Origin of the sequence: Variovorax sp. SG517, assembly GCF_013376045.1 — a bacterium.
Lineage (GTDB): Bacteria > Pseudomonadota > Gammaproteobacteria > Burkholderiales > Burkholderiaceae_C > Variovorax.
In genome coordinates, this window is record NZ_JABMJG010000006.1 from 78931 (window position 1) to 91812 (window position 12882).

Annotated in this window: 16 protein-coding genes and 2 pseudogenes; 9 read left to right on the top strand and 9 right to left on the bottom strand. The window is 64.5% G+C overall.

The features are described from left to right. Positions 1-413: 413 nt before the first annotated feature. Together FHT32_RS35045 and FHT32_RS35050 are read left to right on the top strand one after the other, a co-directional pair. Positions 414-470: pseudogene (locus FHT32_RS35045) on the top strand (hypothetical protein); the annotation flags it as partial. 16 nt (positions 471-486) lie between these two features. After that, positions 487-795, top strand: a pseudogene (locus tag FHT32_RS35050) (DUF1264 domain-containing protein); the annotation flags it as partial. A gap of 172 nt (positions 796-967) precedes the next feature. On the opposite strand, the gene FHT32_RS18975 reads toward FHT32_RS35050, so the two are convergent. Next, the gene (locus tag FHT32_RS18975) at positions 968-1135 is read right to left on the bottom strand and encodes a hypothetical protein (protein WP_176666100.1); all 168 of its coding nucleotides are present in this window, start codon (positions 1133-1135) and stop codon (positions 968-970) included. 62 nt (positions 1136-1197) lie between these two features. Next, positions 1198-1599: a PA2169 family four-helix-bundle protein gene (locus FHT32_RS18980; protein ID WP_176666540.1), complete on the bottom strand. Its 402-nt coding sequence runs from the start codon at positions 1597-1599 to the stop codon at positions 1198-1200. A 507-nt stretch (positions 1600-2106) separates the two neighbouring features. Here FHT32_RS18980 and FHT32_RS18985 point away from each other — a divergent pair. Then, positions 2107-3051 (top strand): manganese catalase family protein, encoded by a 945-nt coding sequence (locus tag FHT32_RS18985; RefSeq protein ID WP_176666164.1) that lies wholly within the window; start codon positions 2107-2109, stop codon positions 3049-3051. Further along, on the top strand, positions 3048-3470 hold the full coding sequence (locus FHT32_RS18990) for a hypothetical protein (RefSeq protein ID WP_176666165.1): 423 nt from the start codon (positions 3048-3050) through the stop codon (positions 3468-3470). The genes FHT32_RS18985 and FHT32_RS18990 overlap by 4 nt, the downstream gene beginning before the upstream one ends. Positions 3471-4219: 749 nt before the next feature. Here FHT32_RS18990 and FHT32_RS18995 read toward each other — a convergent pair. The 5 genes from FHT32_RS18995 to FHT32_RS19015 all read right to left on the bottom strand — a co-directional run bounded on the left by FHT32_RS18995 (position 4220) and on the right by FHT32_RS19015 (position 7122). Further along, positions 4220-4699, bottom strand: a complete 480-nt coding sequence (locus FHT32_RS18995) for a YbaK/EbsC family protein (RefSeq protein ID WP_176666166.1) — start codon at positions 4697-4699, stop codon at positions 4220-4222. Further along, positions 4696-5022, bottom strand: a complete 327-nt coding sequence (locus FHT32_RS19000; RefSeq protein WP_176666167.1) for an AzlD family protein — start codon at positions 5020-5022, stop codon at positions 4696-4698. Before FHT32_RS19000 ends, FHT32_RS18995 begins: the two co-directional genes overlap by 4 nt. After that, complete coding sequence (locus tag FHT32_RS19005) at positions 5019-5675, bottom strand: AzlC family ABC transporter permease (RefSeq protein WP_176666168.1); 657 nt, start codon at positions 5673-5675, stop codon at positions 5019-5021. The genes FHT32_RS19000 and FHT32_RS19005 overlap by 4 nt, the downstream gene beginning before the upstream one ends. A 101-nt stretch (positions 5676-5776) precedes the next feature. Further along, positions 5777-6670, bottom strand: a complete 894-nt coding sequence (locus FHT32_RS19010; protein WP_176666169.1) for an AraC family transcriptional regulator — start codon at positions 6668-6670, stop codon at positions 5777-5779. A 185-nt stretch (positions 6671-6855) separates the two neighbouring features. Then, the gene (locus tag FHT32_RS19015; RefSeq protein WP_371132202.1) at positions 6856-7122 is read right to left on the bottom strand and encodes a winged helix-turn-helix transcriptional regulator; all 267 of its coding nucleotides are present in this window, start codon (positions 7120-7122) and stop codon (positions 6856-6858) included. Between the two features lie 115 nt (positions 7123-7237). Between FHT32_RS19015 and FHT32_RS19020 the strand changes: the two genes are divergently transcribed. Further along, positions 7238-7780: a carboxymuconolactone decarboxylase family protein gene (locus FHT32_RS19020; protein ID WP_176666171.1), complete on the top strand. Its 543-nt coding sequence runs from the start codon at positions 7238-7240 to the stop codon at positions 7778-7780. A gap of 60 nt (positions 7781-7840) precedes the next feature. Then, a complete protein-coding gene (locus FHT32_RS19025) occupies positions 7841-8167 on the top strand; it encodes an EthD family reductase (protein WP_176666172.1) in 327 nt (108 codons plus the stop codon). A gap of 328 nt (positions 8168-8495) precedes the next feature. Here FHT32_RS19025 and FHT32_RS19030 read toward each other — a convergent pair whose 3' ends face one another. Beyond that, positions 8496-9152, bottom strand: coding sequence for a TetR/AcrR family transcriptional regulator (locus FHT32_RS19030; protein ID WP_176666173.1), 657 nt, complete (start codon positions 9150-9152; stop codon positions 8496-8498). A 114-nt stretch (positions 9153-9266) separates the two neighbouring features. Between FHT32_RS19030 and FHT32_RS19035 the strand changes: the two genes are divergently transcribed. The 3 genes from FHT32_RS19035 to FHT32_RS19045 all read left to right on the top strand — a co-directional run bounded on the left by FHT32_RS19035 (position 9267) and on the right by FHT32_RS19045 (position 12172). After that, positions 9267-9845, top strand: coding sequence for a peroxiredoxin-like family protein (locus FHT32_RS19035; protein ID WP_176666174.1), 579 nt, complete (start codon positions 9267-9269; stop codon positions 9843-9845). Positions 9846-10042: 197 nt separating this feature from the next. Further along, a complete protein-coding gene (locus FHT32_RS19040) occupies positions 10043-11206 on the top strand; it encodes a YhcG family protein (protein ID WP_371132203.1) in 1164 nt (387 codons plus the stop codon). Between the two features lie 216 nt (positions 11207-11422). Further along, positions 11423-12172 carry a Crp/Fnr family transcriptional regulator gene (locus FHT32_RS19045; RefSeq protein ID WP_176666176.1) on the top strand — a complete coding sequence of 250 codons (750 nt, stop codon included), beginning with the start codon at positions 11423-11425 and terminating at the stop codon, positions 12170-12172. 98 nt (positions 12173-12270) lie between these two features. Here the strand turns inward: FHT32_RS19045 and FHT32_RS19050 are convergent, their stop codons facing one another. Further along, positions 12271-12858 (bottom strand): OmpA family protein, encoded by a 588-nt coding sequence (locus FHT32_RS19050; RefSeq protein WP_176666177.1) that lies wholly within the window; start codon positions 12856-12858, stop codon positions 12271-12273. Positions 12859-12882 lie beyond the last annotated feature (24 nt).

Genomic DNA, 12882 nt, shown 5'->3' on the forward strand with positions numbered 1-12882 from the left:
CTCGCCGTGTAGGAGAAGAATCAAATCCACATGCTCCAAACTCCTTCCTGGCACCTGGAGCGATAGGACGTTCGTTTGACGACCAGGTCGCCGGTCCGAGGCCGGCCAAGGCGTTCGTCAATACGCACGGGCTCCGACAGGCATGCCGATTGCCACAACCAGGAACTCCATTCCGGACGCAATCCATGGGCCGCCATTTCCTCGACATCGCTACGCGCGGCGCAATGCTGATGATCGCCCTTGCGCTTACAGGCTGCGGCGACGGGACCAGCCCTTCCAGCGTCCAGGCGCCGGGCGCTCAGAAACGCCAGGACACAGCGGCGCTGGAGGCGGGTGCCGTCGTGCTGCAGGACAAGCCGCCCGTGGAAGCGCTCAACGCCTATCTCGACGGCTTCCACTTCTATAGCGGCCGGATGGACGCGCAGATGGAAGCACACCACTACTGCACGATCCTCAACGAGGAACTGATCCAGTGCGTGATCTTCGATGGCAACACCAGGCAGTCCAAGCTCATGGGCGTGGAGTACATCCGTGAGCGAAGCCCTTTTCAAGGGGCTGCCCGACGCGGAGAAGGCGCTCTGGCACAGCCATGCGCACGAGGTGAAATCGGGCCAGCTGATCGCGCCGGGAATTCCGCAGCTTGCGGAGCACGCGCTGATGAAGAAGCTCGTCGGCACCTACGGCAAGACCTTTCACACCTGGCACACAGACCAGCACAAGGAACTGCCCTTGGGCGTGCCGCAACTCATGATGGGCTTCACTTCGGACGGCCAAGCCGACACGGCGATGATCGAGGAGCGGGACCGGCGCTTCGGCGTGCGCAGCGCTGACAAGCGAAGGGACCGTGAAGACATCCTCGCGCCTGCAGTGGCGCCCGGCGCCGATGCCTGGCAGGCCGGCCGCGCCGTGCAGCTGCCGGATCCGACCGGCACGCCGCACGCGCCTGCAACGGCCGGAGGCACGCCGCTCAGGCGTCCGAGGGCGGGAGCTTCTCTCCCGCCTCCTCTTTCTGGGCGGCGTTGGTGCCGATGTCGGGCGAGCCGGGGTAGCCGCGCTTCTTGTTGGCCTCGCGCCCCATGCGGCTGCCCTCGGTTGGGCTGTCCTGCCCCACCGCGCGGTTCTGGTCGATGTTCACCGGCGACTGCCGAGGCGGTTGCCGGACGGTCTTTTGCGGATGAGCCGGGCATCACGGCTCCCTCAGGCCCTTGCGCGCATCTGGTCGCGCAATGCCTTGATCTGGTCGTGATTGCGCTGCGCCCCTTGTGCCTGCCGCTCCACCACAGAGCGCACGTCCGCTGGAATCGGCGCCTTGAGTGCCTTGCGGTAGCGGGCCACCGCTGCGTCCTCGCCGCGCTCGCACTCCTCTAGCATCGACAGCGCACTGTCGGCGCCGAGCGATCCTTTCATGGACCCAGCCGCGATGCATTGCGAAGCACGGTCCTGGAAGACCTGCTTGAGCTGAGGCGAATTGACTTCGTCCGCGCAGGCCTTGAAGCCGTACTCGCCGTCGCGTGCGTTCTCTAGGAGGTCGTCGAGTACGTCGACCACTTCTTCGGATCCAGTGGCGCCGGGGCTGCCGGCTGTCGTGTAGTCAGGCATGGAAAGCTCCTTCAAGGGAATGGCTAGGCCGAACGCGGGGGCTCGCGCCTGCGTCCGGCCGACGGGCCGGAATGGCTCGCTGCAATCCATGGTGCGCGCGTGCCGCGAGGGCGGTGTCATCCACTCTGCAGGCACGCTGTCAGTCATTTGCCGGCCAGGACCTGCGCGGGCCAGGCGACGAGCAGATCGTCAAGCCGCGAGGCGCCACTGCTCGGCAGCACGGAATTCCTTTTCGGCGGATTGGCAAAACTTGCGGCAAAACTGCCCGCAAGCCCCTGTGGAGCACCGATTCGCAGCGAACGAAGAAAGCAGTGCAGAGGCACGCGGGGCGCATGCAACCGCCCTCCTGCTCCTCGCCCCCGGTTCCTCGTCCCCCTTCGAGCGGCATGCCGCTTGCCACGACACATGACCCGCGCCGGGCACGCGCCATTCGTCGCATCGCAGAAGCACGCGCCAGCCCGAACGCAATGCCGATCCTTTCCCTCCAACCAACCAGGAGCCATCTTCATGTTCTCTCACAACAAGCGACTTCAGTACACCGTTCGCGTGAGCGAGTCCAACCCCGGCCTCGCCAACCTCATGCTCGAGCAGTTCGGCGGGCCCCAGGGCGAACTCGCCGCGGCCTGCCGCTACTTCACGCAGGCCCTCGGGGAGGACGACCCGGGCCGCAAGGACATGCTGTTCGACATCTCCACCGAGGAACTCAGCCATCTCGAGATCATCGGCACCATCGTCGGCATGCTCAACAAGGGCGCCAAGGGGCGGCTGGCCGAAGGCGTCGAGGAACAGGGCGAGCTCTACCGCAGCATCACCGGCGCAGGCAACGACAGCCATCTCACGCAGGTGCTCTACGGCGGCGGCCCGGCCCTGGTGAACTCTGCGGGCGTCCCTTGGACGGCCGCCTATATCGACAGCATCGGCGAGCCGACTGCCGACCTGCGCTCCAACATCGCGGCCGAAGCGCGCGCCAAGATCGTCTACGAGCGCCTCATCAACCTGACCGACGACCCCGGGGTGAAGGAGGCACTGGGCTTTCTCATGACGCGCGAGATCGCGCCCCAGAAGTCCTTCGAGAAGGCGCTGTACGCGATCACACCCAACTTTCCGCCGGGCAAGCTGCCGGGCGACCCGCGCTTCACCAGCGTCTACTTCCGCATGTCCAAGGGCGAGCCGGAGTTGCGCGGCCCCTGGAACCAGGGCGGGAAATGGGACTTCATGCCGATGACACAGGACTCCGCGCCCGTCGGCGGCGGCGACGGCCTGGCCACAGTCGAACTCTCGGCCGAAGAAGCGCCGGTGGTCGCCCAGATGGCCGCGCGCACGCAGTCGGCGCGCGACGGCGATCCACTCACGGGCGCCGAGCTCGGTATAGGCGGGGAAGACGGCCTTGCGCCCGACGCGGACCTCGTGGGTCCCGATCCCGAAGGCCTCGTGCGCAAGCCGCTCAAGTGAACAAGGATGCCGTCGTCGACCCGCTCGATCAGCGTTTCAACGCACTGTTGTGCGGCTACCGCCCAACCGGCGGCCTCGCGCGCGACAGCGAGATCGCAGCGCGGGTGGCCGCCAGGAACCCCGGTGGCTTCGCCTGGCTCGCCCGCCGGATCGCACATCGCGAGCTGTTGTTCTTCACCTGGCGGGAGGTGTTGTGGTTCCCGGTCTTCCAGTTCGAGCGCAGCGACATGTCGCAGCGCCGAGGCGTGGCCTGCGTAGTGGCCGAACTCGCGGGCTGGACCGAAGACTGGGAGCGTGCCGACTGGTTCCTGCGGCCTCAGCGAGAGCTCGGTCATCGCGCGCCGATCGCCCTCATCGACAGCCAGCCGCAGCGCATCGTGGAGGTGGCGCGCATGGAACGCTACCTGCACAACGTCTAGCGGGCCCGGCCCCCGATGGCGCATGCGGAACTGCAGGAAGTGCGGCGCCTGCAGCGACTGCGCGATAGAGCGCGCACCGTCCATCTGCATGAGACCAGTATCGAGATAGTCCAGGGCGACCTGCAGGACACTGACTCCGTGGCAGCCGCAGTGCATGGCATCAAGGCCGTGGTCAGCGAGCCGCCCTTTTTCCGTGGGGCGACTGCCCGCAGATTGCGGAGGTGACTCCAGCGATGCGCGGACTGGCAGCGTCCGCTGCGGCGGATAGAGGAAGAATTCCTACACAGCCATCTGCAGCAACCTTCTACGACAGTATTCCGGAGGTTAGCCAGATGTTTGAGGCGGGATCGCGTAGCTGTTTGCAAGATTGGCTGGAGGCCGAACGTGAAGCTAACGAGGCGCGAGAGCAACTGACCCGATGCATCGACGATAGGGAACATGGCCCCGATCTACAACAAGCGTTGTCGCGCGCGACTGAAGCCAGCGACAAGGCTGCGAAGTACTTCGAGTCCTTGATGGAGTCCTTGAGCGCTCGACTCAAGACGGCTTCACGCCGCCCTCCCCTTCTCACCGACTGGTTGAAACGGCGTCCGACATGAACATCGTTTCGGCGCAAGGGTCGATCAACTTCGCAGCTTTGGGCTGCGCCAGCGTGTGCCCACAAGCATCTCGCGAAGAAAAGCGGCGAGCCGTGGCTCACCCGTCCCGGCTAGTGCCCGGCGGGTCAAAGCGTACACCGATGCGAGCGATCACCGCTTGATGATGTCGCTCAGCGAGCCACAGCTGACCCGGAGGAGTTCGGTGCTGCGAATTTCCAGCGTCGAATCGTTGCGCCCGGTGCCGCAATAGATCGTCTCCATTTCCGCCACTCCCGAGTCGATCACCACTTGCGCGTTGTTGATCGGCAAGGGGGCCACGCCGCCTGAAACCATGGACAGAAACTGCGCCAGTTCTTCGTCGGTCGCCATCTGCAGATCCGCGCGCCTCACGCCCAACGCGTCGGCGATCTTCTTGTAGTCTGCCCGTTCAGCCGCACGCATGGCCGCAATCGCATGGCGATCGCCCGGCAGGCGGAAGGCCAGGCTTTTCACCATCGCATCGGGATCGAAGGAAAGCGAGAGCTTCGCCTCCCGGAAGCTGATCACAGGGCCGTGCTCATGAACCTTGAAGACGGCATCGCGCAATGTCAGGAAGGAAAGTATTGCAGGGCTCATCAGATCCTCGTTCATGGAACGCCAAGCGCACCGAGCCCAAGACGCAGCACAGCCACCGCAAGAACGCCCACCAGGATCGTTCCCAGCAGCGGGAGGCGAGCCGACGCTACTGCAGCCAGCAGGCCCGCCAGAGTTTCGGGCCATCCGGTGACAAGCAGGGTCGGAGCGATGATCGTCACGAACATGACGGGTGGGATGGCATCCAGGACCGCTTTCGTCCGGCTTCGGGAGGGAAATCGACCTCGACGCACCATCAGAATTCCGACGACGCGGGTGAGGTAGGTGACGAAGGCCATCGCCGTGATCGCCTCGAGGGTTGTCGCGTGGAATGTTGTCATGGAGCCTTCGGTTCCTCCGGCTGCGCCGTGAAGTACGCAACCGCGATGCCGGCCATGGCGCCGGCAATCACATGCCACGGAGCGCCCAGGGTGCAGAACACGGCCGCCGACGACAAGCCGCTGGCGGCAATGGCGAAACCGGTACGCCGCCACCCAGCCCAGAACCTGGCCGTCATGCCGATGAACAGCGCTGCCAGGGCGAAGTCCGCGCCGATCTGCCGCGGGTCGCTGATGAGCGCCCCGAGCCACGCGCCGACGATGGTGGCACCAGTCCACGCCGCCGTGAAAGTGAGCGCAAGGCCCATCCAGTAGGACCAGGTGATGGACCGGCCTGCGCGTGCACGCTGCTCTGCGAATCCCCACGTCGGATCGGTGAGAAAAGCCAGCGCAACGAGCATGCGCATGCGCGACATGCCCGCGTCGGCCAGCTTCGGCACGAGAGACAGGCTCATGAGTGCATGGCGCAGGTTGATCAGCAAGGTGGACAGCAGGATCGGCCCCAGTCGCGGCCCGTCGTGCGCCCACAGCTGAACCGCCGCGAACTGTGATGCGCCCGCGTTGACGAGCAGCGACATCCATCCGGCTTCCGAAGCCAGGATGCCACTGGACTTGCACAGGGCACCGAGCAGCAGGCCGATGGGTATCGCGACCATCGCCGCAGGCAGGATGTCTGTGCCTCCTGCGACAGCATCTGCCCAAGGCGAGGCACAGGAGTCTCGCGCCGGCGGACAGGACACGGGCCCGCCGGGCCCCTTCACTTCGACACCCCATTCCGATAGGCGCCAGGGGTCACGCCGACCCTGGCCTTGAAGACTCGCGTCAGATGCGCCTGGTCCGCGAAGCCGGTCGTCGCCGCGACGCGGACAGGAGCCTCTCCCTGGCGCAGCCGACACTTCGCTGCCTCGATGCGGCGGCCGATCAGGTAGGCGTGCGGTGTCGTCCCCGCTTCGCTGTGAAACATGCGGATCAGATGGTAGCGGCTAACGCCGACCTCGTCGGCGATGTCGGCCAGGCTGACATCGCTAGATGTTGCCCGCTCGTTCAGAAGCGACTTGATCCTGGCCACTCTCCGTTGCTCTCGCCCTCTTGGGATTTCAGGGCTGAATCCCTTGGCATGTCGTTCGAGGCAGCAGGCGTATGCCAGCAGGAGGGACTCCTCCGTGGCCAGCGACCAGCCGGACGTCTCCAATGCCCGGTGCGCGGCCACCAGGCGATTGGCCGCAGCAGGATCCTTGACCACGCGGCATTGAAAATACGGCTGGGTCTCGCGACCCGTGATCTCGGCCGTCAGGCTGCGAACGAGCGATGCTGAAGGGTAGGTCACCCGGTAGCTGTAGCCCTTGGCGTCATGCGGCACCCCGTCGTGCAGATCCTCCGGATTGAGCAGTGTCAGGTCTCCCGGGGCAGCGAGGTGCCGCGCGCCTTGAAGCCACAGTGTGCCGCGGCCCGACGTGATCGCCCCGATGACGAAGGTCTCATGCGCATGCATGGCGTACCGGTGCGTCCTGAAAGTAGCGCTGAGGCAATCCACCCGCTCACCGCCTGCAACATGCCCGGAGGTGAAGAAGTGCGCGTCATCCCGGACCCTGCTCCCGATCGGATGGCCGGCGGCCTTCGACACTTCTTCACGACGTCCGTCTTCTCGCATGAAGCCATTCTTGCAGCACGGAAAGCGCCTGTCTTGAAGAAAATTGACATGCCGTACCTGCACCGTTGCGATGGTTCATGACGGGGGACGGCAACAGCAACGCGTTCGATTCTTCGGGCTCGTCAGAGAAGTCCGCAACCATTCGAACTCCACGCATACCGACACGGATGGCGAGAGTCACTTTCTCATCGCTTGTCATGCCCCCACTGTTCCGCCCAAGCTGACAGCGGCTTCAGCGCCTTCGAAAGCCGCCGCCCCTCGTCCGTTAGTCGATAGCCGCCCTCGGCATGCTCGACAAGGCCGGCTTCCCTCAACTCCGTGAGCCTCGTGTTGAGCAAACGCGTGTTTGTCTCGCACGCATCTTGCAGTGCCCGGAAGGTCAACGGGTCTCCACGAAGTTCCCAGAGCACGCGCAGCGCCGTGCGCCTTCCCAGCAGGTCCAGGGCGACCATGATGGGGCGGCCTGTGGTGGAACCGCGAACTGGTTGGCCGATGCGAGGTGTCGTCATGCTTTACTTTATACAGCAACGCGCCTAGGATGGCGCGACCCTTGAATCAGGAACCAGCATGCCCGCACGCATCGAGCCAGCAACTGCGCCATTTGATGAAGACATTTCCAGGCCGCTCGACAGGCTGATGAAGGGACAGCCACCCTTGCGGCTGTTCACGACGTTGGCACGCGACTCACGTCTATTTCAGAAGTTCTTTGCCGGCGGGTTGCTGGACAAAGGCAACTTGAGCATTCGACAGCGCGAGATCGTGATTCATCGCACGACGGCATTGTGCAAGTCCGAATACGAATGGGGTGTCCACGTCGCGACCTTCTCAAGGCTTGCCGGCCTGACGCCAGAGCAGGTTCAGGCGACGGTCACGGGTTCGGCGAACGAAGCGTGCTGGTCAGCCGAGGAGCAGGTCCTCCTGCGCCTGTGCGACTCCCTGCACGCGCGCTCCGACATCGACGACGAGCTATGGAACGGGTTGCGGAAGTACTTTGCCGAGGAAGCCATCATCGAGCTGCTGATGCTGGCAGGCTTCTATCGCACCGTCAGCTACCTCACGAACGGGCTGCGCATGCCCTTGGAAGAGACGGGCGCACGATTCCCGGCTTGAGACCGCTGCTGGCCGTATCGCTGCCGTATTGACTACCGTGCAACACCAGGAGAAATCTCGATGATCAAAGTCAGTGTCATGTACCCGTACGCCGTGGGCGCGCGGTTCGATCACGCTTACTACCGCGAGAGGCATATGCCAATGATGAAGCGGCTGCTCGGCGCTGCTTGTCTTTACTACTCGGTGGACAAGGGCCTCTCAGGGCGTGCCCCGGGGACTGATCCTGTTTACGCAGCCAAATGCGATTTCTTCTGTACTTCTGTCGAAGCTTACCGAGCGGCCTCTGGCCAGCACCAGCAAGAGATCAGGGGTGACATCGCCAACTACACGGATATCCAGCCCATCGTGCAAATCAGCGAGGTGGTAGTCGAGCGTTCGGAAGCCTGACCAGGGCCGCGTGCTGGCGCCCCGCAGCACAGGCGCTTGCTCGTTTCACCGTAAAGCACTGCGCTTGGGAACTCTTTTTTTGAGCCAGCCAGTAGTCCAGATGACCTGGTCCAAGAGCTCCCACACGCGCACCAACTGCACCGCCACGCCAATCATCCGCCCCTGGTTCGAGCAGGTCCGCTCGATCACCGAGCGGGATCGACTTCCCATACGGTGCCTGATCACGGTCGCGGCCTTCAGCGAAGAGACGTCCGAGCGACTCTGCGCATAAGCGAAGCGCTTCGAGTCTCGGGAGCCGAGTGCGACGCCCTCTCCGGCTCGGCCCAGACTATGCCGACGCAGACTCCTGTGCCGTGCCGCGCAGGCCCGCGATCAAGAGCTCAAGGCCATCCTGGAAATCCGCCTGGGCGCAACTGGCCGTCGCGGCCTCGGCGATCTCGATCAGATGCGCGAACCGTTCCGGAGGCAGGGATCGAAAGCGCGCGATCGTGTCCACAGCCGATTCCCCGGCCTGCAGGTTGAGCGGACCGGCCAAGTCTGCCTGCACGGTCCCCATGATCAATGCGGTCACCGCGCGGAACGCGACCAGAAGCGCCTGCCCTTTGCGCCCGCTTCGCGCCAGCGCCGTCAACATCGCCTCGGCGACGGCAAGCATCGCGGGCGAGCGGCTTCGCCGTGTGAGCAGCAGCGGGACGGTGTTGGGATGAGCGTGCACCGCGTGCCACAACGCCATCGCGATGTCGCGCAGTGCCTCCTCCCAGGGTCCCTGGTCCGGCGGCGGCCAGCCGACCTCGCCGAGCACCGCATCCACCACCAGCACATCCAGTTCTTCGCGCTGCGAGACATAGTTGTAGAGCGTCATCGGCCCGGTTTCCAACGCCGCCGCGAGGGACCGCATCGAGAGCCCGCCCAGTCCGTTCGCGTCGACAAGCGCCAGTGCCACCGATTGAAGTTGCGCGCGCGTGAATCTGGCTGAGCGTCCCATGGCGTCCTTGACCGTGCTGTGGAACCGCAAGTATAGTCAATGCGTACTTCGTACGTTTATTGCCTTACTCCTCTCATACTCCCTGCCCGCACCCTCATCCGAAAGGCCCATACCATGAAGTTCGAAATCGGCCAGAGCGCACCATCCGCGCTGCTGGAGACCATCCTCGGGCAGCGCGTCACGATTCCCGACTCTGGCTCGGCGTGGGTGCATCTGCAATTCAGGCGCTTCGCCGGCTGTCCGGTGTGCAATTTCCACCTGATGGGCCTGACCCGGCGCCACGAGGAAGTTCGGGCAGCGGGAGTAAGGCAGGTGGTGGTGTTCCATTCGACGCGCGAGGAAATGCTCGGCTACCAGGCACAGCTCCCTTTCGATTGCGTCGCGGACCCACACAAGCGGCTCTACCGGCAGTACGGCGTGGAAACCTCCATCCGCGCGTTGCTCCACCCTTCTGTCTTCTGGAGCGGCATGCGCTGGGTGCTGGCGACGCGGCGCTTCTACCGTCGGGCCGAGAACGGCATCCTTGGACTGCCGGCGGACTTCCTGATCGACGCGCGGGGCCGGATCGCCGCGGCCCACTACGGCTCCCACGCCGACGATCAATGGGACAGCGACCATGTCCTGCGCCTGGTCGGGACAGCCGCCAGGTCTGGAGACCTGTCGCAGCCGAGCCCTCGGGGCTCCGCTTCCTAGCGGGTGGCCGGCTCCTGGTCTCGCCGCTCGGTAAGAACGGACTCGGTGATCGAACTGCTGGCGCGTGCGGCCACGTACACGCACCGCCGGTCGAAATGCAAGGCCACGCTCACGCAGGCCGGTGCCCGTGGTTTGTTGAATGCCCCCGCGGCGACGCCAATGGCCCCGAAGCACAGTCGAGGGACTATATTTGCCCGGTGCCATCCTCCCCCGCCCCCACCCTGTTCGACTATCCCCGCTTCGTCGAAGACCTGAAACGCCGCATCGACGATGCGCGACTGTCGGCCGCGCGCGCCGTCAACCGCGAGCTGGTGGGCCTGTACTGGGACATCGGGCAAGCCATCCGCGAGCAGCAGGCGCGCCGCGGCTGGGGCGACGCGGTGGTCGATCGGCTCGCTCGCGACCTCAAGGCATCCTTCCCCGGGACAGCCGGTTTTTCCGCGGCGAGCCTCTGGCGCATGCGCCAGTTCCACGAGACCTACAACGCGCCGGAATTTCTCGCACAGCTTGTGCGAGAAAGCGGGCTCGGCACACCGCGCCCACGGGGCTCCAGAGCGCTCGCGGCAACCAGCCAGCCGGAACTCGCACAGGCTGTGCGAGAAATGGTCGAGGCCGTGCCATGGGGTCACCACGTCAACCTGCTGTCCAAGCTCGAAGAGCCGGCCCAACGCCTGTTCTACCTGAAGGCCACCGCACGCTTCGGCTGGAGCCGCAACGTGCTGCTCAACCAGATCAAGGCGCAGGCCTACGAGCGTTCGCTGGCCGAGGGCAAGGTGCACAACTTCGCGCTCGCGCTGCCCGGCCACCTGGCCGAGCAAGCCGAGGAGGCGCTCAAGAGCAGCTACAACCTGGAGTTCCTCGGCATCCGTCGTGAGATCCGCGAGCGAGAACTCGAAGACCACCTGATCGACCGGCTGCGCGACTTCATCCTCGAGCTCGGCTATGGCTTCTGCTTCGTCGGGCGCCAGTACCGGCTCACGCTCGGGCGTAAGGAGTACTTTATCGACTTGCTCTTCTATCACCGCTTTCTCAAGGCGCTGGTGGCGATCGAGTTGAAGATCGGCCCATTCGAGCCGGAGTTCGCCGGCAAGATGGACTTCTATCTCAACCTCCTGAACGAGAAAGAGCGCGCGCCCGACGATGCCCCGTCCATCGGGATCATCCTGTGCGCCGAGAAGGACAACCTCGAGGTGGAGTTCGCGCTCAAGAGCAAGTCCAACCCGATCGGCGTGGCCGAGTACCAGCTTCAGGGCAAGCTGCCGGCCGAGATGAAGGGCAAGCTGCCCTCCGCACGACAGCTTCAGGAAGTCCTGCGGTCCAGCTACCCGCGGACGATCCCTACGGACCGCACCGCCCGATAGGGGAAGAAGTGCCGCCTCGCACCTGGCAAGGCGGCACATCGGAGCCCTCGCGCAGCCTCGATCCGCCGGCCTCGCCATCACCAGCAGTGGCTCGGTCTCGTTTGCAAGAACGCAAGGCTTTCAGATAAATCGATATCGCGTTTCACAATCCATTAAGCTATGAAACATAACCAATCCTGAGCGCTTGCTTGTTCGCTAGAGGGGCAAACCGAAGCAATGGCAGATTTCGAATTCGCCCAAAAAGACGTCGCGCTGATGGAGCATGCGCTCAGGCTCACCTCAGGTTTTGGTTCCTGGCCCCCAGCACCGATGCAGCGGCTACTCGCAGAGTCTCGAGTCAGGCGCTTCGCCAGGCACGAGCTTGTCGGCGTCGAGGCCGGCGAACCTTGGACCTTCACGATCATTTCGGGCCACGTCATCGTCAGCCGCACGCCGCCCAGAGGACCGCGCGCGCCGGTGACGCTGCTTGGCCCCGGGAGCCTCATCGGTCTGGTGCGCCTGCTCGAGAACACGCAAGACATGGAGAGTCCCGAACCGGACCAGCGAGTTCTCTACGACTTCAGTGCCTGCCTCAATACCACCGTCGTCCAGATGCCGACGGCGCTGATCCTTCAACTTCTCGACGAGCAGCCAGCGCTGTGGAGAGACGTGGCGGTCATGCTGATGAAGCAACACCGGCAGGTGCTGGACACCTTGCTCGGTGCCTGGATGGGCTCCTTTTCCCAGCGCCTGGCGTCGACACTCGAAAGACTGGCAATGCTCTACGGAAGCAAGGACGGAACGGCCATCAAGATCGGCCTGCGGATCACGCAGGAAGACCTCGCGGCCCTTTTGCAGGTCACGAGGCAGTCCGTCAACAAGGCGCTTCGCAAGCTGGAAGAAAGCGGCGCGATCGACATCAGCTACAACGCGATCAGCGTGCTCGATCTGGAAGTCCTTCGAAATCATTCGAATGCAGTCCTATAGGCTCGCGGAAAATCCGTGCCCTTGGACTGAACGGGTTCGAAGCCCGCAGCTGAGCGCTACCGGCCGAACTCCTTCGGACGGCAGCACATTCGCTTCACTCAGTTCTTCTTGTACGCCTGTCCGATGATGTCCACCACGACACGGCGGTCCGGCTGCAGACAGGCAATCAGGCGCGGCGTGCGCTGTGTGCCCACGCAATCGCGCGTCACCGGCTCACGCTCACCCATCGATCGCACGTCCATGGGCACGCCGACGCCCGCCCCCTTGAGGTAATCGCGCACCGTGTTGGCGCGGCGCAGCCCCAGCTGCTCGTTGTAGGCCTTGTCCCCGAGCCGATCGGTATGGCCCGTGATCGTCAGGCTTTGCACCTGCATCTCCTGGCCCTGCAGTGCGCGAGCCAAGGCGTCAAGTTCGCCACGGCCCTTCGGCAGCATGTCGGGCGCGCTCGAGCGATCGAAGGCGAAGAGTGCATCCGCGCTGAGGGTCACACGGCGCATCACGCGCGCGGGGGGCGCCGGAACGGGAGCTGGTGCCGGTGTTGCGACAGGCGCGGGCGCGCAGCTTTGGCCCTGGCACCAGTAATAGCGTTCGTCATGCAGGCTGCCGCAGCCCGCGAGTACGAGCGCGGCAAGGGCCGCGGCACCGAGGCTGAGGAGATTCGTCATGTTCGTTTTCTTCGTGTGCATGGAGGTTTTCCTTGTCGTTGTCGA

Bases quoted from the DNA above. Each gene is read 5' to 3' on its own strand.
- FHT32_RS18980 (WP_176666540.1), bottom strand. From the start codon at position 1,599: ATGCCTGACTACACGACAGCCGGCAGCCCCGGCGCCACTGGATCCGAA.
- FHT32_RS18985 (WP_176666164.1), top strand. From the start codon at position 2,107: ATGTTCTCTCACAACAAGCGACTTCAGTACACCGTTCGCGTGAGCGAG.
- FHT32_RS18995 (WP_176666166.1), bottom strand. From the start codon at position 4,699: ATGAACGAGGATCTGATGAGCCCTGCAATACTTTCCTTCCTGACATTG.
- FHT32_RS19000 (WP_176666167.1), bottom strand. From the start codon at position 5,022: ATGACAACATTCCACGCGACAACCCTCGAGGCGATCACGGCGATGGCC.
- FHT32_RS19005 (WP_176666168.1), bottom strand. From the start codon at position 5,675: ATGGTCGCGATACCCATCGGCCTGCTGCTCGGTGCCCTGTGCAAGTCC.
- FHT32_RS19010 (WP_176666169.1), bottom strand. From the start codon at position 6,670: ATGCGAGAAGACGGACGTCGTGAAGAAGTGTCGAAGGCCGCCGGCCAT.
- FHT32_RS19015 (WP_371132202.1), bottom strand. From the start codon at position 7,122: ATGGTCGCCCTGGACCTGCTGGGAAGGCGCACGGCGCTGCGCGTGCTC.
- FHT32_RS19020 (WP_176666171.1), top strand. From the start codon at position 7,238: ATGCCCGCACGCATCGAGCCAGCAACTGCGCCATTTGATGAAGACATT.
- FHT32_RS19025 (WP_176666172.1), top strand. From the start codon at position 7,841: ATGATCAAAGTCAGTGTCATGTACCCGTACGCCGTGGGCGCGCGGTTC.
- FHT32_RS19030 (WP_176666173.1), bottom strand. From the start codon at position 9,152: ATGGGACGCTCAGCCAGATTCACGCGCGCGCAACTTCAATCGGTGGCA.
- FHT32_RS19035 (WP_176666174.1), top strand. From the start codon at position 9,267: ATGAAGTTCGAAATCGGCCAGAGCGCACCATCCGCGCTGCTGGAGACC.
- FHT32_RS19045 (WP_176666176.1), top strand. From the start codon at position 11,423: ATGGCAGATTTCGAATTCGCCCAAAAAGACGTCGCGCTGATGGAGCAT.
- FHT32_RS19050 (WP_176666177.1), bottom strand. From the start codon at position 12,858: ATGCACACGAAGAAAACGAACATGACGAATCTCCTCAGCCTCGGTGCC.